At 53.9% G+C, this 25,711-nt stretch carries 26 protein-coding genes, 2 pseudogenes and 1 riboswitch; of the genes and pseudogenes, 24 read left to right on the top strand and 4 right to left on the bottom strand.

Annotated features, from left to right (window positions below; genetic code table 11):
- Positions 1-6: 6 nt before the first annotated feature.
- Positions 7-819, bottom strand: a complete 813-nt coding sequence (gene pduB, locus AOY24_RS06455) for a propanediol utilization microcompartment protein PduB (RefSeq protein WP_054176328.1) — start codon at positions 817-819, stop codon at positions 7-9.
- On the bottom strand, positions 816-1,100 hold the full coding sequence (gene pduA, locus AOY24_RS06450; protein ID WP_012906330.1) for a propanediol utilization microcompartment protein PduA: 285 nt from the start codon (positions 1,098-1,100) through the stop codon (positions 816-818). Before pduA ends, pduB begins: the two co-directional genes overlap by 4 nt.
- Before the next feature lie 521 nt (positions 1,101-1,621).
- Here pduA and pduF point away from each other — a divergent pair.
- The 24 genes and pseudogenes from pduF to AOY24_RS06330 form a co-directional block, all read left to right on the top strand.
- Complete coding sequence (gene pduF, locus AOY24_RS06445; RefSeq protein WP_054176327.1) at positions 1,622-2,431, top strand: propanediol diffusion facilitator PduF; 810 nt, start codon at positions 1,622-1,624, stop codon at positions 2,429-2,431.
- 207 nt (positions 2,432-2,638) lie between these two features.
- The gene (pocR, locus tag AOY24_RS06440) at positions 2,639-3,556 is read left to right on the top strand and encodes a regulatory protein PocR (RefSeq protein ID WP_043000240.1); all 918 of its coding nucleotides are present in this window, start codon (positions 2,639-2,641) and stop codon (positions 3,554-3,556) included.
- Between the two features lie 302 nt (positions 3,557-3,858).
- Positions 3,859-4,034: riboswitch (cobalamin riboswitch) on the top strand.
- A gap of 88 nt (positions 4,035-4,122) precedes the next feature.
- Positions 4,123-5,502: a cobyrinate a,c-diamide synthase gene (locus AOY24_RS06435; RefSeq protein WP_054176326.1), complete on the top strand. Its 1,380-nt coding sequence runs from the start codon at positions 4,123-4,125 to the stop codon at positions 5,500-5,502.
- The gene (gene cbiB / locus AOY24_RS06430) at positions 5,499-6,458 is read left to right on the top strand and encodes an adenosylcobinamide-phosphate synthase CbiB (protein WP_043000242.1); all 960 of its coding nucleotides are present in this window, start codon (positions 5,499-5,501) and stop codon (positions 6,456-6,458) included. The genes AOY24_RS06435 and cbiB overlap by 4 nt, the downstream gene beginning before the upstream one ends.
- Before the next feature lie 12 nt (positions 6,459-6,470).
- Complete coding sequence (locus AOY24_RS06425; RefSeq protein ID WP_043000243.1) at positions 6,471-7,103, top strand: cobalt-precorrin-8 methylmutase; 633 nt, start codon at positions 6,471-6,473, stop codon at positions 7,101-7,103.
- Positions 7,100-8,239 (top strand): cobalt-precorrin-5B (C(1))-methyltransferase CbiD, encoded by a 1,140-nt coding sequence (cbiD, locus tag AOY24_RS06420; RefSeq protein WP_043000244.1) that lies wholly within the window; start codon positions 7,100-7,102, stop codon positions 8,237-8,239. Before AOY24_RS06425 ends, cbiD begins: the two co-directional genes overlap by 4 nt.
- On the top strand, positions 8,233-8,838 hold the full coding sequence (locus tag AOY24_RS06415; RefSeq protein ID WP_043000245.1) for a cobalt-precorrin-7 (C(5))-methyltransferase: 606 nt from the start codon (positions 8,233-8,235) through the stop codon (positions 8,836-8,838). The genes cbiD and AOY24_RS06415 overlap by 7 nt, the downstream gene beginning before the upstream one ends.
- Positions 8,828-9,397 carry a decarboxylating cobalt-precorrin-6B (C(15))-methyltransferase gene (locus tag AOY24_RS06410; RefSeq protein ID WP_054176325.1) on the top strand — a complete coding sequence of 190 codons (570 nt, stop codon included), beginning with the start codon at positions 8,828-8,830 and terminating at the stop codon, positions 9,395-9,397. The genes AOY24_RS06415 and AOY24_RS06410 overlap by 11 nt, the downstream gene beginning before the upstream one ends.
- Positions 9,390-10,163, top strand: coding sequence for a cobalt-precorrin-4 methyltransferase (locus AOY24_RS06405; RefSeq protein ID WP_043000247.1), 774 nt, complete (start codon positions 9,390-9,392; stop codon positions 10,161-10,163). Before AOY24_RS06410 ends, AOY24_RS06405 begins: the two co-directional genes overlap by 8 nt.
- Positions 10,144-11,199: a cobalt-precorrin 5A hydrolase gene (gene cbiG / locus AOY24_RS06400; RefSeq protein WP_044326738.1), complete on the top strand. Its 1,056-nt coding sequence runs from the start codon at positions 10,144-10,146 to the stop codon at positions 11,197-11,199. The genes AOY24_RS06405 and cbiG overlap by 20 nt, the downstream gene beginning before the upstream one ends.
- Positions 11,199-11,924, top strand: a complete 726-nt coding sequence (locus tag AOY24_RS06395; RefSeq protein WP_042318211.1) for a precorrin-3B C(17)-methyltransferase — start codon at positions 11,199-11,201, stop codon at positions 11,922-11,924. The genes cbiG and AOY24_RS06395 overlap by 1 nt, the downstream gene beginning before the upstream one ends.
- Positions 11,921-12,706, top strand: a complete 786-nt coding sequence (locus tag AOY24_RS06390) for a cobalt-precorrin-6A reductase (protein WP_044266784.1) — start codon at positions 11,921-11,923, stop codon at positions 12,704-12,706. The genes AOY24_RS06395 and AOY24_RS06390 overlap by 4 nt, the downstream gene beginning before the upstream one ends.
- 11 nt (positions 12,707-12,717) lie before the next feature.
- Positions 12,718-13,512, top strand: coding sequence for a sirohydrochlorin cobaltochelatase (locus tag AOY24_RS06385; protein WP_043000251.1), 795 nt, complete (start codon positions 12,718-12,720; stop codon positions 13,510-13,512).
- The gene (locus AOY24_RS06380) at positions 13,509-14,222 is read left to right on the top strand and encodes a cobalt-factor II C(20)-methyltransferase (protein ID WP_043000252.1); all 714 of its coding nucleotides are present in this window, start codon (positions 13,509-13,511) and stop codon (positions 14,220-14,222) included. The genes AOY24_RS06385 and AOY24_RS06380 overlap by 4 nt, the downstream gene beginning before the upstream one ends.
- Positions 14,219-14,956: a cobalt ECF transporter S component CbiM gene (gene cbiM, locus AOY24_RS06375; RefSeq protein WP_042318216.1), complete on the top strand. Its 738-nt coding sequence runs from the start codon at positions 14,219-14,221 to the stop codon at positions 14,954-14,956. The genes AOY24_RS06380 and cbiM overlap by 4 nt, the downstream gene beginning before the upstream one ends.
- 1 nt (position 14,957) lies before the next feature.
- Positions 14,958-15,239, top strand: a complete 282-nt coding sequence (locus AOY24_RS06370; protein WP_043000254.1) for an energy-coupling factor ABC transporter substrate-binding protein — start codon at positions 14,958-14,960, stop codon at positions 15,237-15,239.
- On the top strand, positions 15,226-15,903 hold the full coding sequence (locus AOY24_RS06365; protein WP_043000255.1) for an energy-coupling factor ABC transporter transmembrane protein: 678 nt from the start codon (positions 15,226-15,228) through the stop codon (positions 15,901-15,903). The genes AOY24_RS06370 and AOY24_RS06365 overlap by 14 nt, the downstream gene beginning before the upstream one ends.
- An 8-nt stretch (positions 15,904-15,911) precedes the next feature.
- On the top strand, positions 15,912-16,727 hold the full coding sequence (locus tag AOY24_RS06360) for an energy-coupling factor ABC transporter ATP-binding protein (protein ID WP_054176324.1): 816 nt from the start codon (positions 15,912-15,914) through the stop codon (positions 16,725-16,727).
- Complete coding sequence (locus tag AOY24_RS06355) at positions 16,724-18,244, top strand: cobyric acid synthase (RefSeq protein ID WP_054176323.1); 1,521 nt, start codon at positions 16,724-16,726, stop codon at positions 18,242-18,244. Before AOY24_RS06360 ends, AOY24_RS06355 begins: the two co-directional genes overlap by 4 nt.
- Complete coding sequence (gene cobU / locus AOY24_RS06350; RefSeq protein ID WP_054176322.1) at positions 18,241-18,786, top strand: bifunctional adenosylcobinamide kinase/adenosylcobinamide-phosphate guanylyltransferase; 546 nt, start codon at positions 18,241-18,243, stop codon at positions 18,784-18,786. The genes AOY24_RS06355 and cobU overlap by 4 nt, the downstream gene beginning before the upstream one ends.
- Complete coding sequence (gene cobS / locus AOY24_RS06345) at positions 18,783-19,526, top strand: adenosylcobinamide-GDP ribazoletransferase (RefSeq protein WP_044257577.1); 744 nt, start codon at positions 18,783-18,785, stop codon at positions 19,524-19,526. Before cobU ends, cobS begins: the two co-directional genes overlap by 4 nt.
- Before the next feature lie 25 nt (positions 19,527-19,551).
- A complete protein-coding gene (gene cobT, locus AOY24_RS06340; RefSeq protein WP_043000260.1) occupies positions 19,552-20,616 on the top strand; it encodes a nicotinate-nucleotide--dimethylbenzimidazole phosphoribosyltransferase in 1,065 nt (354 codons plus the stop codon).
- A 119-nt stretch (positions 20,617-20,735) separates the two neighbouring features.
- Entirely contained in the window at positions 20,736-21,668 is a 933-nt protein-coding gene (ldtA, locus tag AOY24_RS06335) for a L,D-transpeptidase (RefSeq protein WP_090049505.1), read from the top strand.
- A 433-nt stretch (positions 21,669-22,101) separates the two neighbouring features.
- A pseudogene (locus AOY24_RS06330) lies at positions 22,102-22,542 on the top strand (hypothetical protein); the annotation flags it as partial.
- Between the two features lie 79 nt (positions 22,543-22,621).
- Here the strand turns inward: AOY24_RS06330 and AOY24_RS06325 are convergent.
- Both AOY24_RS06325 and AOY24_RS25340 read right to left on the bottom strand, forming a co-directional pair.
- Positions 22,622-23,305 (bottom strand): PIN domain-containing protein, encoded by a 684-nt coding sequence (locus AOY24_RS06325; RefSeq protein WP_051642326.1) that lies wholly within the window; start codon positions 23,303-23,305, stop codon positions 22,622-22,624.
- A gap of 1,137 nt (positions 23,306-24,442) precedes the next feature.
- Positions 24,443-25,599, bottom strand: a pseudogene (locus AOY24_RS25340) (tyrosine-type recombinase/integrase); the annotation flags it as partial.
- Between the last annotated feature and the right edge of the window lie 112 nt (positions 25,600-25,711).

The raw sequence follows: 25,711 nt of genomic DNA, 5'->3' as shown, positions 1-25,711 counted from the left end.
CGGAGTTCAGATATAGGACGGGCGATCGTTTTTCGGTTCAGCACCGAGGGTCGCAAGAACGGTTTTACCGATTTCTCGCGCTGAGATAACCGCCTGACGCACTGCGCCAGAATCGCCGGAGATCACCAGGATCGCTTCGTTACTGAAGCTGGTGCCATGTGCCGGAGAGCTGTAGGCCACAACTTCAACGTTCGCGGCTTTCAGGGCAGTATCTGCCATTAACACGCCGACGGAAGCCGGAGCACCCACAATCACGCCGCAGGCACGGCCAACCGGCGCACCAAACGCTTTTTCCAGCGCGTAACTGGCGCGAGCGGTGTACTGCAGTTCGATGTGTCCGGCTTCGTTGCCATACACATCACCAAAGGTGCGATCGAGTTCTTTCAGCGCCACTTCAATTCCGCGCTTAACGTCGGAAACGTCGTTACCGCCGATAATAATGAGAGAACCGTGACCCGCGCCGCCTTTGGTATCGCGAGGGAGTTCAATGCTTACCACTTCGGTATTGGTGGCTTTGACCGCTTCGTCTGCCGCCATAATGTGCGGACCCGCGCCGGTACGCGCGCCCAGGATGCCAATGGAGCGATAGCGCTTCTCAAGCTTCATTGCTTCCAACAGGGCACTGTCTACGTTTGCAATCACCAGACCTATGGTGTCGCCAATCGCGGTGCCAACAAATTCCGTTAAACTGCAGCTCTTCTCTGCCATAGCCGTCTCTCGTTTTGGATGGGTTTTATCAGGGATACCCGCTTGATCAGGCGTTGCCACACGGGCAATGACCTGCGCCATGATCTGTTCAACCAGTTCATTGCTGCTCATGGGTTAATTCCCTTCGGTAAGATTTTTTCAACATCGGTATGAGGGCGTGGAATCACGTGTACGGCTTTCACTTCTCCCACGTTGCGCGCAGCAGCAGCGCCAGCATCGGTCGCCGCTTTTACGGCACCGACATCACCGCGAACGATGACGGTTACCAGCCCTGAGCCAATTTTTTCGTAGCCGACCAACATGACATTGGCTGACTTCACCATTGCATCTGCGGCCTCTATGGCTGCAGTTAAGCCTTTGGTTTCTACCATTCCTAATGCTTCTTGTTGCATAAAGACCTCGCCTGGGTTGTCCCGATATTCATGACTATAAAAAGAAGCGAGGAAAAAGAATGGCTGACTTGAAAGTCTGGGTGAAAAATTAGTGGGCTGTGAATGTGACAAACTTGCTTTGTTGTATTTTATCTATTTGTTTTTATTGGTTTTATTATTTTTTATTAATGTGATATTTTGGCTTTTGCTATTCCATATTTACATTTTGGAGGGTGACAGGGTTAATTTAATTTGCTATGCGGAAAATCCAATTTGTGACATTGATTGGAAAAGGAAAATCTTCAAATAACCAATTTTTGCTATCACGAATCGTCCTGGTTAATTACATTCAGGCACTCTACACGCTGCCTTTGAATAAATAGATGGCAAGAAATTGCTATAACAACACGATTTTTCCAGGTCTGAGAATGCGCAGTTTGCCAACAATTTTCAGCGGCCTCTTCCTATAGTAGTGCCGTTGTACTCTACGACCAGCAAGGGTCCGCTGGTAAGGACACGAACGCTTCTAAGAAGGTGTCACAATGAATGATTCACTGAAAGCGCAATGCATTGCCGAGTTTTTGGGTACCGGATTGTTTTTGTTTTTTGGTATCGGCTGCCTTAGCGCACTGAAAGTCGCAGGCGCCAGTCTGGGTCTCTGGGAAATTTGTATTATTTGGGGTCTGGGTATTTCGCTTGCGGTTTATCTGACGGCGGGAATTTCCGGAGCGCATCTGAACCCGGCCATCACAGTCGCACTCTGGTTATTTGCCTGCTTCCCGGGACGCAAAGTTCTGCCTTACATCATCGCGCAGGTCGCGGGAGCGTTTGGCGGTGCGGTGCTGGCTTATCTGCTTTACGGCAATTTATTTATTGAGTATGAAACTGCCCACAACATGGTTCGCGGCAGCGCAGATAGCCTCTATCTGGCCAGTATTTTCAGTACCTATCCGGCGGCTGCGCTAAGCGTGTGGCAGGCGGCAGGGGTCGAAATCGTCATCACCTCAATCCTGATGGGGCTGATTATGGCGCTGACCGACGATGGTAACGGTGTGCCTAAAGGGGCACTGGCGCCACTGCTGATCGGTATTCTGGTGGCGGTAATTGGTGCGTCCACAGGCCCGTTAACCGGCTTTGCCATGAACCCGGCGCGTGATTTTGGTCCTAAGCTGTTCGCCTGGATGGCAGGTTGGGGAGATATTGCGATGACTGGTGGACGCGATATTCCGTACTTTATTGTGCCGATTATTGCGCCATTGATTGGTGCGTGTGCGGGCGCGGCTATCTATAAGTACCTTATCGGTAAAAATTTGCCCTGTAATACGTGTAAAATCGAAGAGACGGACGCGTAATTTTGGCTGGCGTGGCTAATATCACGTCTTTAATTTCTTTTTCGTGATCTGCTTTCACGAACTGACTAAAAAGTCTCCCCACCCAGGGAGACTTTTGTTATTGTCCCTTGTACTTTCTGTCATTTACATACAAGGATGGGGATGATAAGAAGTAAATGTAAAATTTATGTTTTCATTATAACAATGGATTAACTGAGGGATTTTATCATGATTTCTGCGAGCACCCTGAACTCAGAACTCATTAATAAAATCGCACAGGATTTTGCGCAAGCGACCAGCCTGGCTGTTGTGGTTGTCAATATTCACGGTGATGAGATTTCTGAGCTGTTTAATTTCACACCTTTTTGCCAACTGATGCGTCAGCATCCGCAACACAGTACCCGGTGTCGTATGAGCGATCGCTGTGGGGGACTGGAAGCGTCAAAATCGGATCAACCCTGTATCTATCGCTGCCATGCCGGGCTTACTGATTTCTCTATTCCTCTCGTGATCGCAGGCCATCTTGTTGGATTCGTTCTGTGCGGCCAGGTGCGTTTACGTAACGATGATGGCGCCGATCTGCTCGATATCATGAAGGTTGACGATCGCTGGCAGGCCGATCCTGAACTGCTCAATGAGTTCAGTAATGTCCCGGAAATGGACTATTCTCGCGTGATGGCCTCGGCGGATCTGCTCAAACTCATTGTTGAAAACTGCCTCAAGAAGCAACTCAATTTCGTGGTGATCAAAGACAGCACGCAACCTGCTGAGCCTTCACGCCCGACCCGCGCCGCCAGCCCTCATGACAGCAAAATGAAAAAGGCGTTGCGCTATATTGATGCCCACTTGTCAGACGATCTTCGCCTTGAAGATGTGGCCTCGCATGTTTACCTGAGCCCGTACTACTTCAGCAAACTGTTCAAAAAATATCAGGGCATTGGTTTTAACGCGTGGGTCAATCAACAGCGCATGGCCAGTGCCAGAGAGCTGCTTTGTCACAGTGACTGGAGCATTGCCAGTATTGCCCGCAATTTAGGTTTTTCGCAAACCAGCTATTTTTGCAAAGTGTTCCGTCAGACTTATCAGGTTACGCCGCAGGCCTATCGGCAAAAAATAAATGAAAACTTGCCTGCTGAATCGGCATAAATAGCAATATTTTGCTATTGCCGATTTTTGATATTCCCGCGTAATCCGGTCATTTATAATGGTTAAGTGTTTTTAGTACAGCAATAAATTGTCATAGCGCAATAAAATATCGCTCTTAACGGAATAAACTTCACCAGTTTTTATTTCTGTGATGAGATACAGTGTCATTGTTAAGAGGTTTCATTATTCTCTTGCACGACATTTCATTCAGAATCGTTTTATTGCGGCGTTTTTTGTTGATAAAAAATGCGTAACGAATAAGTAACGAAAAGTATTGTTGTGATGAGGAGAATTCATTCTGTTCATCATTTAAGCCGACAGGTTTGACACATTTGTGTCTGGGAAGGGGGTGAAAATCCCCCGCAGCCCCCGCTGCTGTGATGCTGACAACCCCGTGAAGACCACTGATCGCAAGATTGGGAAGGACGGGCGAGGACGACGCTAAGCCAGAAGACCAGCCTGTCGGATACTACCAACAACTTCGGTGGGAAGTGGGTTGCTCAGATGCGTACAGTCGGAAGACTGGGTGTCAGTACATCCCTACCACCCTGAACAGGATCAGGGTCATGGCGGCAAAGCAGTACGCGTTTGTTCTGGCAGGTACCGGTAGCGGCTGTGGTAAAACCACAGTGACGCTGAGCTTGCTGAACGTGATGAAACAACGTGGTTTACGCGTCCAGCCCTGCAAAGTCGGCCCTGATTACCTGGATACCGCCTGGCATACGGCCATCAGCGGTACCGCCTCCCGTAATCTCGACAGTTTCATGCTCCCCGAGCCGGTGCTTAATGCGCTGTTCCGCGAACAGATGCAGGATGCAGATATTGCAGTGATCGAAGGGGTTATGGGGCTGTACGACGGTTACGGTACAGATCCTGATTATTGCAGTACCGCCGCGATGGCCAAGCAGTTGGGCTGTCCGGTCATTCTGCTGGTTGACGGGAAAGCCGTTTCTACTTCCATTGCCGCCACGGTGATGGGCTTCCAGCATTTCGACCCGACGCTGAACATTGCCGGCGTCATCGTTAACCGCGTCAACAGTGAGTCCCATTTCCAGTTGCTGAAAACCGCTATCGAGCACTACTGCGCTGTGCCGGTGCTGGGTTACGTCCCGCGCGTTGACGGCGTCGCGCTACCCGAACGGCATCTGGGATTGGTGACCGCGCGTGAGTCCGTCGTCAATCAACAATCGTGGCAGGATTTCGCCGCCCGGCTGGAAAGTACACTGGATATCGATCGGTTGCTGGCGTTAAGCCACCTTCAGGCATTGCCGCCAGGCGAATGGCCTGAACGTCCTGCGCCCAACGCCGGAGAAGGACTGACGCTGGCGATGGCTGATGATGAGGCCTTTAATTTTTATTATCCCGATAACGTGGCGCTGCTGGCGCGTACCGGCGTCAACATTGTGCGCTTCAGCCCGCTCCACGATCGCGAATTACCCGATTGTCAAATGGTCTGGCTGGGCGGCGGTTATCCGGAACTGCACGCGTCCGCGCTGGCGGCCAATACTACTATGCTGACAAGCCTGCGCGAGGCGCATCAGCGCGGTGTCGCCATTTATGCCGAATGCGGCGGATTAATGTACCTCGGCAGCCTGCTGGAAGATGCCGACGGGGTTGAGCATCGCATGGCCGATATCCTTCCCGGTCGCAGCAAAATGGGTAAACGGCTAACCCGCTTTGGCTATTGTGAAGCGCAGGCTTTGCAGCCCACGCTGCTGGCCGCGGAAGGCGATGTGCTGCGCGGTCATGAATTCCATTACTCCGATTTTTCCCCTGAAACCCCCGCTGTGCTGGCTTGCCGTAAAGTCCGTGACGGTCAGACGGTGCAGGCGTGGTCCGGTGGCTGGCGAACGGGCAACACCTTCGCCAGCTACCTGCACGTTCACTTTGCTCAGCGTCCATTAATGCTTAATCACTGGCTGAATGCCGCGCGGGAGGCGTTATGACGCTACTGGCATGGTGTGTGGCCTGGCTTCTCGATGTCGTGATTGGCGACCCACCAGACTGGCCGCATCCGGTGCGCTGGATAGGCAATCTGATCACTGCCGTGCAGCGGATTATTCGCCGCTACTGCCACAGCGACCGGGCGTTACGCATTGGTGGTGGGGTGATGTGGCTGGTGGTTGTCGGCTTGACGTGGGCGGTTGCCTGGGGCGTGTTACACCTGGCGGCGTGGATTCATCCATGGCTCGGTTGGGTCGTTGAAGTCTGGATGATTTTCACCGTGCTGGCGGGGCGCTGTCTGGCAACGGCGGCGCAAGAGGTTGAGCGCCCGCTGCGCGAAGGTAACCTTGCACAAAGCCGCGAAAAGCTCTCGTGGATTGTGGGGCGCGACACATCGCAACTTCAGCCAGAACAGATCAACCGGGCGGTCGTGGAAACCGTGGCGGAGAATACGGTTGACGGCATTATCGCGCCGCTGTTCTTCCTTTTAATTGGCGGCGCGCCGATGGCGATGGCCTACAAAGCGGTGAATACCCTGGATTCCATGGTGGGTTATAAACACGAAAAATACCGGGCGATTGGCATGGTCAGCGCTCGCCTGGACGACGTCGCGAACTACATTCCTGCACGGCTGAGCTGGCTGCTGCTGAGCGCGGCAGCGGTGTTGTGCCGTCGTGACGGCGCCCGGGCGCTCTGTGTGGGCTGGCGGGATCGCTATAACCACAGCAGCCCGAACTGTGCCTGGGCGGAGGCTTCCGTTGCCGGTGCGTTGGGCATTCGACTGGGCGGCCCGAATGATTACTTTGGCGAGCGCGTTGAAAAACCGTGGATCGGCGACGCGCAGCGCACTATTTCCATAGATGACATTTCCCAAACGATTCGACTGATGTGGGTTGCCTCAACGCTGGCTCTGGTGCTGTTCCTTGTGACGCGCTGGCTGGTAGTGGGTGTGGCCTGAGGATAAATGACAATGCAATACATCCAGCAACCCCAGGCGATTGAAGCCAAAAGTTTTGACATCATTGGCGAGATCATTCATGAAACGCGCCCGGAGTACCAGTTTGCCAGTCCGCTACATGAAGCCATCATCAAACGGGTGATTCATACCACCGCTGACTTCGACTGGCTGGATATTCTCTGGTTTTCGGATGATGCGCTGGAACAACTTTGTGCAGCGCTAAGTCGCCCATCGGTTATCTATACCGACACCACCATGGCGCTGTCGGGGATCAATAAAACCCTGCTGGCGAAGACGGGGGGCGAGTGTCGCTGCTATATCAGCGATCCGCGCGTGGTAGCGCAAGCGAAAGCGCAGGGTATCACTCGTTCAATGGCGGCTGTCGACATTGCCGTGACGGAAGAAGGCGAAAAAGTGTTTGTCTTTGGCAACGCGCCCACTGCGCTGTTTCGCCTGTTGGAAAAAGATGTAGCGGTAAGCGGCGTCGTCGGCGTGCCGGTGGGATTTGTCGGCGCGGCGGAATCCAAAGAGGCGCTGACGCACAGCCAGTTGCCCGCCATTGCCGCCCTCGGACGCAAAGGCGGCAGTAACGTTGCGGCGGCGATCGTGAACGCCATGCTGTATTACATGCAGGGGGCGCGATGAGCGATCAGTCTTTCGACGCGCCCGTCTGGCATAACGGCAAAGCGCTGCGCAAAGGTTATACCACTGGATCGTGCGCCACGGCGGCGGCAAAAGTCGCCGCGCTGATGGTGTTGCGTCAGCATCTGATCCATCAGGTATCGATTGTCACACCTTCCGGCGTCACTCTGTGTCTGAACGTGGAATCTCCACACATTGAAGGACAGCAGGCCATTGCCGCGATCCGTAAAGATGGTGGCGATGATGTCGACGCCACCCACGGGATGTTGATTTTCGCCCGCGTCACGCTGAATGACAGCGGTGAAATTGTCCTGTCCGGGGGCGAAGGCGTCGGCACCGTCACCCGCAAGGGGATTGGTCTGCCTGTCGGCAGCGCGGCAATTAATCGCACCCCGCGTCACACCATTGAGTCCGCCGTGCGTGAGGCGATAGGCCCGGTACGCGGGGCGGAAATCGAAATATTTGCCCCGGAAGGCGAAGAACGAGCGCAAAAAACCTACAACTCGCGTCTCGGTATTCTTGGCGGAATTTCCATTATTGGCACCACCGGTATTGTGACCCCCATGTCCGAAGAGAGCTGGAAGCGGTCGTTATCGCTGGAGCTGGAAATCAAACGTGCCGCCGGACTGGAGCGGGTAGTTCTGGTGCCGGGTAATCATGGTGAGCGTTTCGTCCGCGAACAGATGGGCATCGATACCAACGTGGTGGTCACCATGAGCAACTTTGTCGGCTACATGATTGAAGAGGCGGTGCGGCTGGGATTTCGCCAGGTCGTGCTCGTCGGTCATCCTGGGAAATTGATCAAAATTGCTGCCGGGATCTTCCATACCCACAGCCACATAGCCGATGCGCGAATGGAAACGCTGGTGGCGCATCTGGCGCTGCTCGGCGCGCCGCGGGAGTTGCTGACGCTGGTAAGCGATTGCGACACCACTGAAGCGGCAATGGAGCACATCGACGCGTTCGGCTTTCAGCACCTCTACAACCATCTTGCTGAACGCATCTGTCAGCGCGTGATGCAGATGCTGCGCTTTACCAAAACCCCGCCGACCTGCGACGCGATCATGTTTTCGTTTGATAACCAGGTTCTGGGTAGCAACCGCCCCGTCGACGCTATCGCCCGGGAGATGCAATGCTGACGGTCGTGGGGATGGGGCCAGCCGGTCTGCACCTGATGACGCCGGCGGCGCGCGCGGCGGTTGATGAGGCCGATGTGCTGGTCGGCGGTAAGCGCCATTTGCAGCAGTTCCCGGACTTTCGCGGCGAGCAGTTTGCGCTGGGCGCCAACATTCCCGAACTGCTGGCATGGATTGCGGCGCATCAGGATAAGCGGGTGGTGGTTCTGGCTTCTGGCGATCCGCTGTTTTACGGCATCGGTACGCGGATGGTGGCGCATTTTGGCGTTGCGCAGGTACGCATCATTCCAGGTATCAGCGCGGTGCAGTATCTGTGCGCGCAGTCGGGAATCGACATGAATGACATGTGGCTCACCAGTAGCCACGGGCGCAGCGTCTGTTTCGATACGCTGGCGCAGCATAACAAGGTGGCAATGGTCACCGACGGTCAGTGCGGGCCGCGTGACATTGCTGCACAACTGGTTGCACGAGGAAAGGGCGATCGCTGGATGGTGATTGGTGAAAACCTGGCGATGGAAAACGAACGGATCCACTGGCTGCGCGTCAGCGAGGTCCATGCCGAATATGAGATGAATGCAGTGGTGATCCTTGATGAAAGATGAGCTTTTCCTGCGCGGTGAGAAGGTGCCGATGACCAAAGAAGCGGTACGTGCGCTCGCTCTCGCAAAACTTGAACTGCACCGGGCCAGTCACCTGATTGATATCGGGGCCGGAACCGGCAGTGTGTCCATCGAAGCCGCGCTACAGTTTCCGTCGCTACACATTACGGCTATTGAGCGCAATCCGGCGGCGCTGCGTTTACTCGACGAAAACCGTCAGCATTTCGCCTGCGCGAATATCGATATTCTGCCGGGTGAAGCGCCAATGATGATGACCGAGAAAGCCGATGCCGTCTTTATGGGTGGCAGTGGGGGACATCTTACAGAACTGATCGACTGGTCTATGCGCCAGTTGCACGCTGGCGGACGCCTGGTGATGACCTTCATCCTACAGGAAAACCTCAACACCGCGCTGGCACATCTGCAACAGCGCGGTGTGCAGGACGTGGACTGCCTGCAAATGCAGATTTCGTCGCTGACCACGCTGGGCGCGGGTCACTATTTCAAACCGAACAATCCCGTTTTTGTCATCGCCTGCCAGAAGGAAGAACGCCATGTCTGAGACATTTGATCCCCGTTGTGTGTGGTTTGTCGGCGCAGGTCCGGGTGATCGGGAGCTGATTACGCTTAAGGGTTACCGGCTGTTGCAACAGGCGCAGGTGGTGATTTACGCCGGATCGCTGATCAACACCGAACTGCTGGAGTATTGCCCGGAGGGCGCGGAGTGCCACGACAGTGCGGAACTGCACCTTGAGCAAATCCTCACCCTGATGGAAGAGGGGGTGAAGGCCGGAAAAACGGTAGTGCGCCTGCAAACCGGCGACGTGTCGCTGTATGGCTCGGTGCGCGAACAGGGGGAAGAGCTGACCAAACGTGGTATCCCCTGGCAGGTGGTGCCGGGGGTCAGCGCTTTCCTCGGCGCGGCGGCGGAGCTGGGGGTTGAGTACACCGTGCCGGAAGTCTCGCAAAGCCTGATTATTACGCGACTCGAAGGTCGCACGCCGGTGCCAGAACGTGAACAACTGGAATCGTTCGCCAGCCACCAGACCTCAATGGCAATTTATCTCTCCGTCCAGCGTATCAACCGGGTTGCGGAACGGTTGATTGAGGGCGGTTACCCGGCGACCACACCGGTGGCCGTGATCTACAAAGCGACCTGGCCGGAAAGTCAAACTGTGCGTGGCACGCTGGCGGATATCGCCGATAAAGTGCGCGACGCCGGGATCCGCAAAACGGCGCTCATCCTGGTCGGGAATTTCCTCGGAGATGAGTATCACTACTCCAGACTCTATGCCGCGGACTTTAGCCATGAATACCGTAAAGCCTGAATCAATCGCGCTGTTTTGCCTGACGCCCGGCGGTGTAATGCTGGCTAAACGGCTGGCAGCGATGTTACCGCTGACCTGTTTTACCAGTGAAAAATTGCTGGAGGACGGTTTCTTACCGTTCGACGGCGGGTTCGCCCACGCCGCGCGCGACGCGTTTTCGAACTATTCCGCGCTGATTTTTATCGGGGCGACCGGCATCGCGGTGCGCGTGCTGGCCCCGCTGGTGAATGACAAGTTCAGCGATCCGGCGGTGGTGGTGATCGACGAGCGCGGCCAGCATGTGATCAGCCTGCTTTCCGGCCATGCGGGCGGCGCGAACGCGCTGACCCGTTATCTCGCCGGCATGCTGGGCGCCGATCCGGTGATTACCACTGCCACCGATGTCAATGAGATGGCGGCACTGGACACCCTCGCGTTTCAGCTCAACGCCCGTATGACCGACTTTCGCACCGCAGTAAAAGCGGTGAATCAGATGCTGGTGAGCAACCAGCGCGTGGGACTGTGGTGGGATGAAGAACTGGATGAAGACGTCCGCCACTGCGATCGCCGTGGGTTCATTACCGTTACCGATCTCCAGCAGTTGCCTGAACTGGATGCGCTGGTGTGCGTCACGTTACGTAACGAATTGCCGGATATTCCGGTTCAACACTGGAAACTGGTGCCACAACGGGTGGTCGCTGGCATTGGCTGTCGTCGCGATACGCCGTTCCCACTACTGGCTGCGCTGCTGGCGCGTCAGCTTGAAGCGCAGCGCTTTGATCCGCTGGCGCTGAAAGCCATCGGCAGCGTGTCGCTCAAGAAAGACGAAGAGGGGCTGATCCAACTTGCCTCCTGCTGGCGTGTGCCGTTTGAAACCTTTACCGCTGACGCGCTGCGTGAGCATGAACATCACTTTCCGGCTTCGCCGTTTGTTCGCCAGACGGTCGGCGTCGGAAGCGTCTCGGGTCCGGCAGCATGGCTGCTGAGTCATGGGCAATTGACCGGCGAAACCTTGCGTGAGCAGGGCGTCACTATCACTTTGGGAGTTTCACACTGATGTTAACCGTAATCGGAATCGGCCCCGGCTCACAGGCCATGATGACCATGGAAGCCGTTGAGGCCCTGCAGGCGGCAGAAATTATTGTGGGTTACAAAACCTACACTCACCTCGTCAAAGCGTTTACCGGTGACAAGCAGGTGATCAAAACCGGCATGTGCAAAGAGATCGAGCGCTGCCATGCGGCGATTGAACTGGCGCAGGCCGGACACAACGTGGCGCTGATCAGCAGCGGTGACGCCGGTATTTACGGCATGGCGGGGCTGGTGCTGGAGCTGGTCAGCAAACAGAAACTGGACGTTGAAGTGCGCCTGATCCCGGGGATGACTGCCAGTATCGCGGCGGCGTCGCTGCTCGGCGCACCGCTGATGCACGATTTTTGTCACATCAGTTTAAGCGATTTACTTACGCCGTGGCCGGTTATCGAAAAACGTATTATCGCCGCCGGAGAAGCGGACTTCGTCATCTGCTTCTACAACCCGCGCAGCCGGGGCCGTGAGGGACATCTGGCGCGCGCATTTGAACTGCTTTCCGCCAGTAAAAGCGGGCAAACGCCGGTGGGAGTGGTGAAATCCGCCGGGCGTAAAAAGCAGGAGAAATGGCTGACTACGCTGGGCGAGATGGATTTTGAACCGGTGGATATGACCAGTCTGGTGATCGTCGGTAACAAAGCGACTTATGTGCAGGACGGTCTGATGATCACGCCACGAGGTTACGTGCTGTGAGTTTTGGTGAGGTTCTGGTCATGGGCGGCACCAGCGATGCCCGTGCGCTGTGCCAGCAACTGGATGCCGCTAATGTGGCCTACACCCTGTCGGTGGCGACGCCGACCGGGAAACAACTGGCTGGCGATATCAAGGGGCAGGTGCGCTGTGGTCGGCTCGAGCAGGATGAAATGGTGAACTGGCTGAAGGAGAACGGAACGCGATGGGTGATCGATGCTTCGCACCCGTATGCCGAAGTGGTGAGCCGCAATATTCTGTGCGCCTGCGAACGGGCTGGCGTGCTGCTGAGCCGCTACCAGCGCCCGGAACAGCTTAGTGAACTGACGCATCCGCTGCTCTTCACTGTACAGAGCATTGCCGAGGCGTGTGACGTTGCACGACGTTTTGGCGAGCGCGTACTGCTGACTACCGGGAGTAAAGATCTGGCGATATGGCGCACAGGTTTACCGGAAAAAACGCTGCTCGCCCGCGTGTTGCCCGTCCCCGAGGTGATTCAACAGTGCGCCGATCTGGGCTTTGGCGTAGGCGAGACGTTCGCGCTGTGCGGGCCGTTCAGCGCTGAATTTAACGCTGCGTTTTATCGTCAGTGTCAGGCTGACGTCGTGATAACCAAGGCTTCTGGCGCAGAGGGCGGTTATCAGGAAAAGGTTCAACCCTGTCTGGATGCAGGTATTCCCTGCATCGTGATTACCCGCCCGGCGCCGCTGGTGACGGGAGATGAGTTACTGGAAAGTCAGGCCGCATTTGCGCAACGTTTGGCGCGCTGGCTGGCCGCTGCTTAAGGAATCAGAAAATGAAAAAAGCGCTTCTGGTGGTTAGCTTTGGCACCAGCTATCACGATACCTGCGAGAAGAACATTGTGGCCTGCGAGCGCGATCTGGCCGCCAGCTGTCCTGACCGCACCCTGTTCCGTGCCTTTACCTCTGGAATGATTATTCGCAAGCTCAAACAGCGTGATGGTATTGAGATAGATACCCCGCTGCAGGCGCTGCAAAAGCTTGCTGATCAGGGATATCAGGATGTGGCGATTCAGTCGCTGCACATCATTAACGGCGACGAATATGAAAAAATTGTCCGTGAAGTGCAGACTCTGCGTCCGCTGTTTGCCCGCCTGACGCTGGGCGTGCCGCTGTTGAGCAGCCATGACGATTACGCGCAGTTAATGCTCGCCCTGAAACAGCAGATGCCTGTCCCCGCCGCCAATGAGAAAGTGGTATTCATGGGCCACGGCGCCAGCCATCACGCGTTTGCCGCTTATGCCTGCCTCGACCACATGATGATGGCGCAGGGCTTCCCGGCGCGCGTCGGCGCGGTGGAGAGCTATCCGGAAGTCGATATTCTGATTGAGAGCCTGAGCAAAGAGGGGGTCAAAGCCGTCCATCTGATGCCGCTGATGCTGGTGGCAGGGGATCACGCCATCAATGATATGGCTTCGGACGACGATGATTCGTGGAAAACGCTGTTTACGGCGGCGGGGATCACGGCAACGCCGTGGCTGAGCGGTCTTGGCGAAAATCCGGCGGTGCGGGCGATGTTCGTCGCGCATTTGCAACAAGCGCTGAGCGTGGCGATGGAGGAAGCGGCATGAGCGGCAAACTGTACGCCCTGAGCACCGGCCCGGGAGCAGCCGATCTGATTACCGTTCGCGCCTCACGTATTCTGGGTTCACTGGATATTCTCTATGCCCCGGCGGGACGTAAGGGTGGCGACAGCCTCGCGCTTTCCATCGTGCGGGAGTACATCGGCACGAACACAGAAATTCGTTGCTGCCATTTCCCCATGAGCGCAGACAGCGCGGAAAAAGAGGCGGTCTGGGATGAAGTGACCGCAGCGTTGGTTAAGGAAGTGGAGGCAGGCAAACAGGTGGGATTTATCACCCTGGGTGACGCCATGTTGTTCAGCACCTGGGTCTTTTTACTACAGCGCATCGGGTGTCCTGACTGGCTGGAGATCGTGCCTGGCGTGACGTCGTTTGCCGCCATTGCCGCCCGATCCAAAACGCCGCTGGCGATGGAACAGCAGTCGCTGGCGGTGATCTCCTGTACCGCACCGGAAGCGGAGATCGCCCAGGCGCTACGTCAACACGACAGTCTGGTACTGATGAAGGTCTATGGTCGCTTTGCGCGGATTAAAGCGCTGCTGGATCAGGCCGGATTACTGGATTGTGCACTGATGATGTCCGAGGCCACGCTCCCTGGAGAGCAGTGCTGGCGGCATCTCAACGAGGTCAGCGACGATCAGCCGTTGCCTTATTTCTCGACCATCCTGGTCAACAAACAGTGGGAGTATGCAGAATGAAACTCGAACAACAGCTGAAACAGCTGTCATTCAGTGGTCTGGCTGCGGCGCTATTGCTGATGATTGTGCCGGAGCAGGCGTTCGCCATGCACATCATGGAGGGATTTTTACCGCCGATGTGGGCGCTGGCCTGGTGGTTGCTGTTTTTACCGTGCCTGTGGTACGGACTGGTGCGCCTGCGACATATCGTGATGGATGACAGCCATCAGAAAGTGCTACTGGCGCTGTGCGGGGCGTTTATTTTTGTGCTGTCGGCACTGAAGATCCCGTCGGTTACCGGTAGCTGCTCACATCCGACAGGCGTCGGGCTGGCGGTGATCCTGTTTGGTCCGGGCGTGGTGGCGGTTCTCGGCGCTATCGTACTGCTGTTCCAGGCGCTGCTGCTGGCGCACGGTGGCTTGACCACCCTGGGCGCTAACGGCATGTCGATGGCGGTGATTGGCCCGGTTGTCGGCTATATGGTGTGGAAGATGGCCTGTCGCGCCGGGATCCGTCGTGATGTTGGCGTCTTCCTCTGCGCCATGCTGGCGGATCTGGTGACTTACTTTGTGACATCTGTACAGCTTGGCGTGGCCTTCCCGGATCCCGAAGCGGGTGCGACAGGGTCTGTCGTCAAGTTTATGGGGATTTTCTGCCTGACGCAGATCCCGATTGCTATCGCCGAAGGCTTGCTGACCGTGATGATCTACGACCAGCTGACGAAACGGCAACTGATAACCGCGCAAGGACATTAACATGAAAAAGACGCTGATATTGTTAGCCATGGTGATTGCTTTGGTCGTGTTGCCGTTCTTTATCAATCACGGTGGTGAATACGGTGGCTCGGACGGTGAAGCGGAAAGCCAGATTCAGGTGGTTGCTCCGCATTATGAGCCGTGGTTCCAGCCGCTGTATGAACCGGCGAGCGGAGAAATTGAAAGCCTGTTGTTTACGTTGCAAGGCTCGCTTGGCGCGGCGGTGATTTTCTATATTCTGGGCTACACCAAAGGCAGACAACGCCGTGATGACCGGGCTTGATCGACTGAGCTATCAGAGCCGCTGGTTTCACGTCGCACCAGAGCGTAAGTTCCTGTTCTGGCTGCTGCTGATGACTCTGGCGTTTACCCTGCCCGCCTGGGGGCAGGGTATCGAGCTGGCGCTGATTGCCGGGCTGACCTGCTGGCTGCTGCGCATCTCCCTGCGCCGTTGGTGTCGCTGGATGGCGCTGCCGTTTGGTTTTCTGGTGGTGGGGGTGGTGACGATTCTGTTCAGCGTCAGCCGCGACCCACAAACGCTGTTGGTCAGTTTTCCGCTTGGCAGTTACTGGCTGGGGGTCACGGCGTCTGGGCTGCACACCGCGAACGAGACGTTCTGGCGGAGTCTGGCCGCGCTGGCCGCCACGTTCTGGCTGGTGCTTAACCTGCCGTTTCCGCAGCTGATTTTACTGCTCAAACGGGCGCGGATACCGCGTCTGCTGACGGAACAGATCCTGCTGACCTGGCGCTTTATTTTTATTCTGTTAGATGAAGCGATGGCGATTCATCGCGCGCAGACGCTGCGTTTTGGCTATCGTAGTCTGCCGATTGGCTATCGCTCGCTGGCGATGCTGGTGGGCGTTTTGTTTACCCGGGTGCTGATTCGCTATCAGCAAATGGCGGCGACGTTAGATATCAAATTGTATCAGGGCGATTTTCACCTGTAAGGAAAAGCATGCTTGCCACCACCGAACTCTGGTTTCGTTATCAGGATGCGCAGGTACTTAAAGGGCTGACGCTGGATTTTTCACAGCATGCCGTCACCGGACTGGTGGGAGCCAACGGCTGTGGGAAATCCACCCTATTTATGAATCTGAGCGGATTACTGCGACCGCAACAGGGCGCGGTATTGTGGCAGGGAAAACCGCTGGACTACAGCAAGCGCGGCCTGCTGGCCTTGCGCCAGCAGGTGGCAACGGTATTTCAGGATCCCGATCAGCAAATTTTCTACACCGATATTGACAGCGATATCGCCTTCAGCCTGCGCAATCTTGGCGTGGAGGAGGGAGAAATTGCCCGACGAGTCGACGAGGCGCTCACCCTGGTAGATGCGCAACATTTTCGCCAGCAGCCGATTCAGTGCTTAAGCCACGGACAAAAGAAGCGGGTGGCCATCGCCGGTGCGCTGGTGCTACGGGCAAAATACCTGTTACTGGATGAACCCACGGCGGGGCTTGATCCTTCAGGACGTAGCCAGATGATCGACATCATCAAACGGATTGTGACGCAGGGAAATCACGTGGTGATCTCCAGCCATGATATTGATCTGATTTATGAAGTCAGCAATGCCGTCTACGTTTTACGTCATGGCGAAGTGCTGGCGCACGGTGAGCCGGGTGAGGTTTTTGCCCGTACAGAACTGATTGAAGAGGCCGGGTTAACGCAACCCTGGTTGGTGAAACTGCACGCAGAGCTAGGTATGCCGCTGTGCAAAACCGAAGATGAATTTTTCCGTTGTATGCGACAACGCGCAATCAAGGAGGCGTCATGACGCAGGCCATTATGTTGCAGGGAACGGCGTCTGACGTCGGCAAGAGTGTTCTGGTGGCGGGACTGTGCCGCATTTTTTATCAGGATGGTCGGCGGACCGCACCGTTTAAGTCGCAGAATATGGCGCTCAACTCCGGCATCACGCCGGAGGGGAAAGAGATGGGCCGCGCGCAGATTTTCCAGGCCGAAGCGGCGGGCATTGTGCCAGATGTCCGCATGAATCCGGTGCTGTTGAAACCGACCAGCGATCGCAAGGCGCAGGTGGTGCTGATGGGACAGGTGGCGACCGATATGGATGCGGTCAGCTATCACGAATACAAGCCGCGTCTGCGCGAGCAGATCCTTTCCGTTTACACCAGTCTGGCGCAGGAGTTTGATGTACTGGTGCTGGAAGGGGCGGGTAGTCCGGCGGAGATCAACCTGCGTGACCGCGACATCGTCAATATGGGGATGGCCGAGATGGCGCAATGCCCGGTGATCCTGGTCGCCGATATCGATCGCGGCGGGGTGTTTGCCTCAATCTACGGTACGCTGGCGCTGCTGCATGAACACGAGCGTGCGCGGGTGAAAGGGGTGATCATCAATAAGTTTCGTGGTGATGTGGCGTTGCTTAATCCCGGTATTGAGCAGATTGAAAGCCTGACCGGCGTTCCCGTGCTGGGCGTGATGCCGTGGCTGGATGTCGATCTCGAAGATGAAGATGGCGTGGCGCTGCAAAAAGGGAAATACCTGCGCACGGAAAAACGCGACATCAACATTGCCGTGGTGCAGATCCCGCATATCTCCAATTTCACCGATTTTAACGCGCTGGCCGCGCAGCCCGATGTGCGCGTGCGCTATGTGCGTCATCCGCAAGAACTGGCGGACGTTGACCTGGTGATCCTGCCGGGCAGTAAAAATACGCTCGGCGATCTGGTGTGGCTACGTGAAAGCGGCATGGCCCACGCGGTTTTGCAGGCGCACCAACAAAACATCCCCATTGTCGGGATCTGTGGTGGCTACCAGATGTTGGGCGAGACCATTATCGATGAGGTCGAGTCAGGGCTGGGAACGCTACCGGGTCTGGGGCTGCTCGATACGGTAACGCATTTTGCCCAGCGGAAAACCACAACCCAGGTAACGGCGACGATGTCGTCGACACTGCCGGACTGGTTGTCTGCGGCGTCCGGGTTGCCAGTGCGCGGCTATGAAATTCACATGGGCGAAACGACGCTGAACGGCGATTGCCAGTCGGTGATGCAACTGCAGAAGCACGGCGAAAACGTCGCGGATGGTGCCGTCACCGCCGACGGACGAGCGTTTGGGACTTATCTGCATGGCTTGTTCGACAGTGATGATTTTACGCGAGCGCTGGTCAATGGCCTGCGCGTGCGTAAGGGGCTGACTCCCCTGGATCCCACCTTCCAATACGCGCAATATAAATCGCAGCAGTTTGATCTGCTGGCGGATGCGATGCGGCAACACATCGATATTGAGAAAATTTATACCATCATGCAGCAACATCGGGAGTCAGTATGATGATTCTGGTCACTGGCGGCGCCCGCAGCGGTAAGAGTCGTCATGCCGAAGCCCTGATCGCTGATTTCCAGCAGGTGCTGTACATCGCGACATCGCAGATTTTTGATGACGAGATGGCAGCGCGCATTCAGCATCATCGGGATGGACGTCCAGCGCACTGGCGTACCGCCGAGCGCTGGCAGCATCTTGATGAATTGATTAGCGCAGAGAACGCGCCGGATGAAGCAATTCTACTGGAGTGCATCACCACCATGGTCACTAACCTGCTGTTTGCTTTGGGCGACGACAGTGACCCCGATAGCTGGGATTACGCCGCGCTGGAAACGGCGATTGAGGCGGAGATCCAGACGCTGATCGCGGCCTGTCAGCGATGTCCGGCCAGGGTGGTGCTAGTGACCAACGAAGTCGGGATGGGGATCGTGCCGGAAAACCGTCTGGCGCGGCACTTTCGGGATATCGCCGGGCGTGTGAATCAGCGTCTGGCGGCAGCGGCGGATGAGGTCTGGCTGGTGGTATCTGGTATTGGAGTCAAAATTAAATGAGTAAGTTGTTCTGGGCAATGCTCTCTTTTATTACGCGTTTGCCCGTTCCGGGTCGCTGGTCGCAGGGACTGGAATTCGATCAGTATTCTCGAGGTATTGTGACTTTCCCGCTCATCGGTCTGCTACTCGGTGCGTTGAGTGGGCTGGTGTTTATGCTCTTTCAGCCCTGGTGCGGCGCACCACTGGCGGCGCTCTTTACCGTGTTAGCGCTGGCGCTGATGACCGGGGGCTTTCACCTCGACGGTCTGGCTGATACCTGCGATGGCGTTTTCTCCGCCCGCAGCCGCGAACGTATGCTGGAGATTATGCGCGACAGCCGACTGGGAACGCACGGCGGTCTGGCGCTCATTTTTGTCTTGCTGGCGAAAGTGCTGGTGATCAGTGAACTGTCGCTACGCGGCACTCCTGTTCTGGCCGCGCTGGCAGCCGCCTGTGCCGTTGGGCGTGGGACAGCCGTGTTGTTGATGTATCGCCACCGCTACGCCCGTGAAGAGGGATTAGGCAACGTGTTTATCGGTCATGTCACCGGGACGCAAACCTGTTTTACCCTTGGTCTGGCCGCGATTCTGGCGGCGGTTCTGTTGCCTGGAATGCAGGGGGTGGCGGCACTGGTCGTGACGATGGTGTCTGTCTTCCTGCTGGGACAACTGTTAAAACGGACGTTGGGTGGGCAAACCGGCGATACGCTGGGTGCGGCAATAGAACTTGGCGAGTTGATATTCCTGCTGGCTCTGCTGTGAGTCAGCCAACACAATGAGAACGCATATGCAAACGTTAACCTCTTTACTCCGCGAAATTCCGCCGCCAGACCGTGGCGCGATGACACGCGCGCAACAGCATATTGATGGCCTGCTTAAACCGCCCGGTAGCCTGGGTCGGCTGGAGGCGCTGGCGGTACAGCTGGCCGGTATGCCAGGTCTACACGGTGTACCGCGTGTCGGTGAAAAAGCGATACTGGTGATGTGCGCCGATCACGGTGTCTGGGATGAAGGGGTTGCCGTTTCGCCTAAAGTGGTGACCGCCATTCAGGCGGCAAATATGACGCGCGGCACGACGGGCGTTTGTGTGCTTGCCGCTCATGCCGGTGCAAAGGTTCATGTGATCGACGTGGGGATTGATGCTGAACTCATCCCCGGCGTAGTGAACATGCGCGTCGCACGTGGGTGTGGAAACATCGCCACTGGCCCAGCCATGAGCCGTACGCAGGCGGAAGAGCTACTGCTGGAAGTCATTCGCTACACACGCGAACAGGCGCAGCGCGGCGTGACGCTGTTTGGCGTTGGCGAGTTGGGGATGGCGAATACCACGCCTGCTGCGGCGATTGTTAGCGTCCTGACAGGCAGTGAGGCTGAAGCGGTGGTGGGAATTGGCGCTAACCTGCCGCTTTCCCGTGTAGGCAATAAAGTGGAGGTGGTTCGCCGGGCGATTGCCGTCAACCAGCCCAATCCGCATGATGGAGTGGATGTGTTGGCGAAAGTCGGTGGATTTGACCTGGTGGGCATGGCGGGAGTTATCCTGGGCGCCGCGTCCTGCGGTTTACCGGTGTTGCTGGATGGCTTCCTGTCCTATTCCGCTGCGCTGGCCGCCTGTCAGATTGCGCCGGAGATCAAACCGTATCTGATCCCATCACATTTCTCCGCCGAAAAGGGCGCACGGATTGCGCTGGAGCACCTGGAGCTCGAACCTTATCTCAACATGGGAATGCGCCTGGGGGAGGGGAGCGGTGCTGCACTGGCGATGCCGATTGTGGAAGCGGCCTGCGCGATGTACAGCAACATGGGAGAACTGGCGGCCAGCAATATCGTGCTGCCGGATGGCAAAGAAGCGTAATAAAGTGACCTTGCCTGGCCGGTAAACCGCGCAGTTTGCTGGTCAGCGTGAGAGAAGAGGTTAATCGCCTTTAAAAACGCTATAATTTGCCCACATCTGCCGCGACTGAGGAAAGGGAAATGTTGCCTCGTGTAAAATTGTTTTGTTCATTATTTATGCTGCTTGCAAGCCAGAGCGCGCTGGCTGTCAGCTATCCACTGCCACCTGAAGGAAGTCGTTTGGTTGGAAATCCGCTGACGATTACCGTTCCCGACAAGAATACGCAACCGCTTGAAGCATTTGCCGCTCAGTATGGGCAGGGGCTGAGTAATATGCTGGAAGCGAATCCGGATGTGGATGTGTTCCTTCCGAAGTCGGGTTCAACGCTGATTGTGCCGCAGCAAATCATTCTGCCTGCTACCGTTCGTCAGGGCATTGTTGTGAACGTGGCGGAGATGCGTCTTTACTACTATCCAAACGGCAGCAACACGGTTGAGATTTTCCCGATTGGTATTGGCCAGGCAGGACGAGAAACGCCGCGTAACTGGGTGACGAGAGTCGAGCGTAAGCAAGAGGCGCCGAGCTGGACGCCGACGGCGAATACCCGCCGTGAATACGCAAGCAGAGGAGAAAGCCTGCCCGCCTTCGTTCCTGCGGGGCCGGATAACCCGATGGGGCTGTACGCCATCTATATCGGCAAGCTGTACGCTATTCATGGCACCAACGCAAATTTCGGCATTGGTCTGCGCGTGAGCCAGGGCTGCATTCGTTTACGCAATGATGATATCGAACATCTTTTCCAGAACGTGCCCGTCGGCACCCGCGTGCAGATTATCGATCAGCCGGTGAAAACCACGACGGAACCTGACGGTAGCCGCTGGATAGAAGTGCATGAACCACTGTCCCGCAACCGCGCGGAATATGAATCTGACAGAAAAGTCCCGCTGCCGATCACACCTGTGATGCGTAGCTTTATGAGCGCTGAGGGTGTGGATACGAACCGTGTCAGCGAAGCGCTCGAACGCCGTTCGGGGATGCCCGTCAACATCAGCCACGGACAAACCCGCATTTAATGACGCCGGAATGGTGTTCTGAAAAGCAAAAAGCCCGCTAAAAAGCGGGCTTCTTAAATCTGGCTCCTCTGACTGGACTCGAACTTCATCTGTAGCTCCTGCTGTTAGTGGCTTTCAAAAAATGGTGTCTATTTTTACCAGCATTTTTAATGCTGTATCACTATAAAGTCAATTACTATCAATTGGTTATGACAACACGCCTCACTGAACGATTTTCCTGTGCTGCTACAAATTTTATCTCGTTTATTCAACAGATTACCGCTATTGCCCGATATGTTTCCTCCCGGAAAGATAAGTAAGGGCAGAAGAATACGTTATGACCAATGCTGAGATAGCCAGCCATCTTTATTCCCTTTCTCTATGCTGCCGGATGCGTTAACGTCAATGTAATGAACATCAACATTATTAGGGAAAAGAAAGACAAAAAGAGTGAATCGGGCAGACCAGATACAGCTTCTCGCTGGATAACAATAATACCAGCTTCCCCATCCGTCTTGCCAAGCCACGGCTTGATTCGACTGGCACAGGAACGAATTCAGTGATCCTCGATGGATTTGTTGAGCAGGGAATGATGGTCTTTGCTCAGGGCTATGATTCGAACGTATTAGGGATCACAGATGAAGGAGTAAAAGCTAAAGTCTGGAGCACAACAGATGGTGCTTGTGTAGGTCGTCGTGCCGTTGACGAGAACAAGGAATGGACGGAACCGGGTCAAGGCGGTCAGAAAGTAGTTCGCGTGTCGTATACATGGAAGCTGGTTGACGTTCCGAGCTGGGTGGATAAAAAAGCGTTTGCTGGTGTCAAAGGTATGAATGAACCAGCTCATGGCGCAATAAATCTTGTTAAAACCAGTAATGGTTGGAAAGCTAACTAAAAGGATGCTGGATAGTTAAATGCCCCTATTGCTCCGTAGAAGGTCAGAGCTGGGGCATGTTTGCGCAATTATTTGCTTCTTATTTTATACGCTTATCAAGGTGATACGTAAATTGCTTACCATCTGGATTAACTATGCCACGATCAATTAAAACATTAACTATTTTGTCGATCTCATCTTTATTAATTTCTCCATCGCGCCTTGTACTTTTTACCACTCCTCCCAGACCGGTGCGATTTTTTGGTTTATTATTTTTCATAGCAGAAAGTGCATTGATAACGCGAGTGATATGATTTTCACGTTTTATTGCAGTCGTAGCTGATTCAGTGGAATGGCTATCTGATAGCATGGATAGCACAGAATTTATATAAGGCTTATCATTTTTAGATATGTCCTGTATAGAATATCGTACAATTTTAGTACCAATGCTTTTGAGATAACTAATTAAAGGGTCGTATCCTTTATCATTAGAAATGATGATAAAAGAAGCCATTGAATTATTCTGTATTATTTTCCCTACAAAAAATGCGATGTGAAGATCTAGTGCATTTGAACCAGTCCCATGAATTTTCACATATTCAGCTCGATTCCCAATGGATTGTAACATGGACACGATTTCGTAATGGATCTTGTCCTGCTGATGACCCACGAAAATAATAAAATGTGTTTGGGGGTGTGTAATAAAATGACTAATAGATGGCTGAACGTTTTCATAGTCAACCATCACATAAGTTATTTCTTTTCCCTGAATAAAATTGCTCATATCCCTCCACCCATGGCTAGCAGTAGCTTTTGGTATGAAACGTTAAACCGAATCAGACATGCTCTTTCCAAACATGCATACTCAATATCAGTGTAAACATCATAGCATGCGTGAACATAATAGTTAAGCGAGATCGGTAACCTTCAATTGTGTGTTTTATTTGTAAAAGTTATGAATGGGGCGATATGAACATTTATGTGAATAAATATTGACATGAGATCAAGTGTTAAGAGAAATATCGATAAGAATAAACTTTTTTCTATTAATTTATTATGGTAAGTTGATTTCGATGTTTAGTATTTTAATTGTATTCTGAATGTCAAAGTAATTATGCGATGTTATCGTTGTTTTACATATTTAACAAGGGTTTTATTATTATGAATTTTAAAGTGATTACTTTAGCGTTGATATCTTCAGTTCTTCTTACAGCATGCCAAACGCAGCCTGTTTCAGTATATGATGCTCCAACAGCACCGCAATCAAGAGTCTTTAAATATCAACAAGCAGCACCTTCTACTTTGGTGGTAATTAGAGATAAAGGTATGTTAGGCATCAGGATGCTATGCTTCAATATTTATTAATGGACAAATTGTTGCAAAATTAAATCCTTATGAAAAGGCAAGTTTTCAACTTGATGAAGGGGATTGGATTGTAGGTGCATCGTTAGATGGTGCAGGGCTATGTGGATTGAATCCACCAAGAGTAGAACGGGAAACCAGAACTAAAGCTGGAGAAACTAAAGTGCTTCGTGTCTCAACTGGCAATTCTGGATTTATGGATATTCTTCCAACAACACTTTGAATATATGAATAATAGATTGCCCATTTTTTCAGTTAATGTGATAAGTGGGTAATTAAAGGTATAAATATAACAGATTAATGCGTAGCATTTATCATAAAACAATCTGCGTGATCTCCACTGATTTCATCACATATCATGATATTCCAACGTAATAAAACTAGAAATCTATGTTAACGACATGGAGGTGTAGCCAAACCCGCATTTAGAATGATTTCCACATCACATTATGCGTGTAAGATCATGGTTTCAAACTTGACGATTACAGAATAGCAGCGGTCGGTATAGTGATGTCTTGGAGCAATAATCTGGAGACGAATCAATTATAAAATACAAATAATGGGTATAGGCAGCACGAACGCTGTTGCTTTCCTTGTGGCTCATTTGAAGTTCTACAGCATCTTCTGACCATAGACCAGACTCAATTAAGGCGCTACATGCCAGTGTGCGAAAACCATGACCGCAGATGTCCTGCGCGGCGTCATAGCCCATTTTACGCAGCGCCTTGTTGATGGTGTTTTCACTCATGGGTTTGAATGAGTCATAACATCCAGTAGAAATTAATCCGGCATCGTTACCTTCTTCATAGGTAAGCTGGCGCTTTCAGTATCTTAAGAGCCTGCCTACAAAGGGGAACGAAGTGCTGACGTTTCATTTTAGCCCCACGAGTCGAGTGCTTGACGTTTTCAATCGCTTCCCGCTGTTCGGGGATCACCCATAACTTACTGTTGAAGTCGATTTCCGATCACCGAGCGAAACGAAGTTCGCTGGAACGAATGAAGATAAGCAGATTGAGTTTAATCGCCAGTGTAGTCAGTCCACACCCTTTGTAGGCATCAATACGTTCAAGCAGTAGCGGGCTCTCCTCCAGCTCCAGTGCAGGGCTGTGTTCAGTCTCGGACTCTGAACAGCGCCTTCCATATCATAGGCGGGATTATGACGCATAAGCTTTTGCTGGACAGCATGACGCAGGACCGCGGTGATGTATTGTTTAATCCGCATGGCAATTTCAAGGTAGCCAACTGTTTCCGCTTTTTTGACTGGCACAAGCAGGTCACCCGTATCCAGATCTGAAATGTTGCTGTCACGAATATCCGGGAAGACATAGGTTTCCAGCCGTTTCCATACGGTGTCGGCATAATCTTCTGACCATTTTGTTTTGGTGGTAAACCAGCTTTTGGCGACAACACGGAACGAACGGGTTTTATCCCGTTTCTCCGGAAGGACTTTTTTATCAGCCTGTTTTTTAGCGTTCGGGTCAATCCCCTGAGCTAACAGCCTCTTAGCCTCGTCACGGCGTTGTCTGGCATCGGCAAGCGATACAGCAGGGTAAACCCCAATGGAAAGCACCTTCTGTTTGCCATTAAAGCGGTAGCCTAACTGCCAGTATTTCGAACCGTTGGGATGCACGAGAAGGTAGAGACCAAATCCATCAGTGAGCTTGACGACCTTTTCCCATGGTCTGGCATTTTTACTTTAGTATCAGTAAGTGACATGACGGTTCCCTCCGCGTGCTGGTAAAACGCAAATCGAACCAGCTTTACCAGCAAAAGGGTATAGCTTCGAGTTGTTTTTAGTGAACGAGGGTGAACCTGAAGAAGGGGATAA

Source organism: Citrobacter sp. CtB7.12 (assembly GCF_001297795.1).
GTDB lineage: Bacteria > Pseudomonadota > Gammaproteobacteria > Enterobacterales > Enterobacteriaceae > Citrobacter_A > Citrobacter_A amalonaticus.
Note: the sequence above shows the minus strand (reverse complement) of the source record. Positions and strands in the feature narration are given on the sequence as shown.

Bases quoted from the DNA above. Each gene is read 5' to 3' on its own strand.
- pduB (WP_054176328.1), bottom strand. From the start codon at position 819: ATGAGCAGCAATGAACTGGTTGAACAGATCATGGCGCAGGTCATTGCC.
- pduA (WP_012906330.1), bottom strand. From the start codon at position 1,100: ATGCAACAAGAAGCATTAGGAATGGTAGAAACCAAAGGCTTAACTGCA.
- pduF (WP_054176327.1), top strand. From the start codon at position 1,622: ATGAATGATTCACTGAAAGCGCAATGCATTGCCGAGTTTTTGGGTACC.
- pocR (WP_043000240.1), top strand. From the start codon at position 2,639: ATGATTTCTGCGAGCACCCTGAACTCAGAACTCATTAATAAAATCGCA.
- AOY24_RS06435 (WP_054176326.1), top strand. From the start codon at position 4,123: ATGGCGGCAAAGCAGTACGCGTTTGTTCTGGCAGGTACCGGTAGCGGC.
- cbiB (WP_043000242.1), top strand. From the start codon at position 5,499: ATGACGCTACTGGCATGGTGTGTGGCCTGGCTTCTCGATGTCGTGATT.
- AOY24_RS06425 (WP_043000243.1), top strand. From the start codon at position 6,471: ATGCAATACATCCAGCAACCCCAGGCGATTGAAGCCAAAAGTTTTGAC.
- cbiD (WP_043000244.1), top strand. From the start codon at position 7,100: ATGAGCGATCAGTCTTTCGACGCGCCCGTCTGGCATAACGGCAAAGCG.
- AOY24_RS06415 (WP_043000245.1), top strand. From the start codon at position 8,233: ATGCTGACGGTCGTGGGGATGGGGCCAGCCGGTCTGCACCTGATGACG.
- AOY24_RS06410 (WP_054176325.1), top strand. From the start codon at position 8,828: ATGAAAGATGAGCTTTTCCTGCGCGGTGAGAAGGTGCCGATGACCAAA.
- AOY24_RS06405 (WP_043000247.1), top strand. From the start codon at position 9,390: ATGTCTGAGACATTTGATCCCCGTTGTGTGTGGTTTGTCGGCGCAGGT.
- cbiG (WP_044326738.1), top strand. From the start codon at position 10,144: ATGAATACCGTAAAGCCTGAATCAATCGCGCTGTTTTGCCTGACGCCC.
- AOY24_RS06395 (WP_042318211.1), top strand. From the start codon at position 11,199: ATGTTAACCGTAATCGGAATCGGCCCCGGCTCACAGGCCATGATGACC.
- AOY24_RS06385 (WP_043000251.1), top strand. From the start codon at position 12,718: ATGAAAAAAGCGCTTCTGGTGGTTAGCTTTGGCACCAGCTATCACGAT.
- AOY24_RS06380 (WP_043000252.1), top strand. From the start codon at position 13,509: ATGAGCGGCAAACTGTACGCCCTGAGCACCGGCCCGGGAGCAGCCGAT.
- cbiM (WP_042318216.1), top strand. From the start codon at position 14,219: ATGAAACTCGAACAACAGCTGAAACAGCTGTCATTCAGTGGTCTGGCT.
- AOY24_RS06370 (WP_043000254.1), top strand. From the start codon at position 14,958: ATGAAAAAGACGCTGATATTGTTAGCCATGGTGATTGCTTTGGTCGTG.
- AOY24_RS06365 (WP_043000255.1), top strand. From the start codon at position 15,226: ATGACCGGGCTTGATCGACTGAGCTATCAGAGCCGCTGGTTTCACGTC.
- AOY24_RS06360 (WP_054176324.1), top strand. From the start codon at position 15,912: ATGCTTGCCACCACCGAACTCTGGTTTCGTTATCAGGATGCGCAGGTA.
- AOY24_RS06355 (WP_054176323.1), top strand. From the start codon at position 16,724: ATGACGCAGGCCATTATGTTGCAGGGAACGGCGTCTGACGTCGGCAAG.
- cobU (WP_054176322.1), top strand. From the start codon at position 18,241: ATGATGATTCTGGTCACTGGCGGCGCCCGCAGCGGTAAGAGTCGTCAT.
- cobS (WP_044257577.1), top strand. From the start codon at position 18,783: ATGAGTAAGTTGTTCTGGGCAATGCTCTCTTTTATTACGCGTTTGCCC.
- cobT (WP_043000260.1), top strand. From the start codon at position 19,552: ATGCAAACGTTAACCTCTTTACTCCGCGAAATTCCGCCGCCAGACCGT.
- ldtA (WP_090049505.1), top strand. From the start codon at position 20,736: ATGTTGCCTCGTGTAAAATTGTTTTGTTCATTATTTATGCTGCTTGCA.
- AOY24_RS06325 (WP_051642326.1), bottom strand. From the start codon at position 23,305: ATGAGCAATTTTATTCAGGGAAAAGAAATAACTTATGTGATGGTTGAC.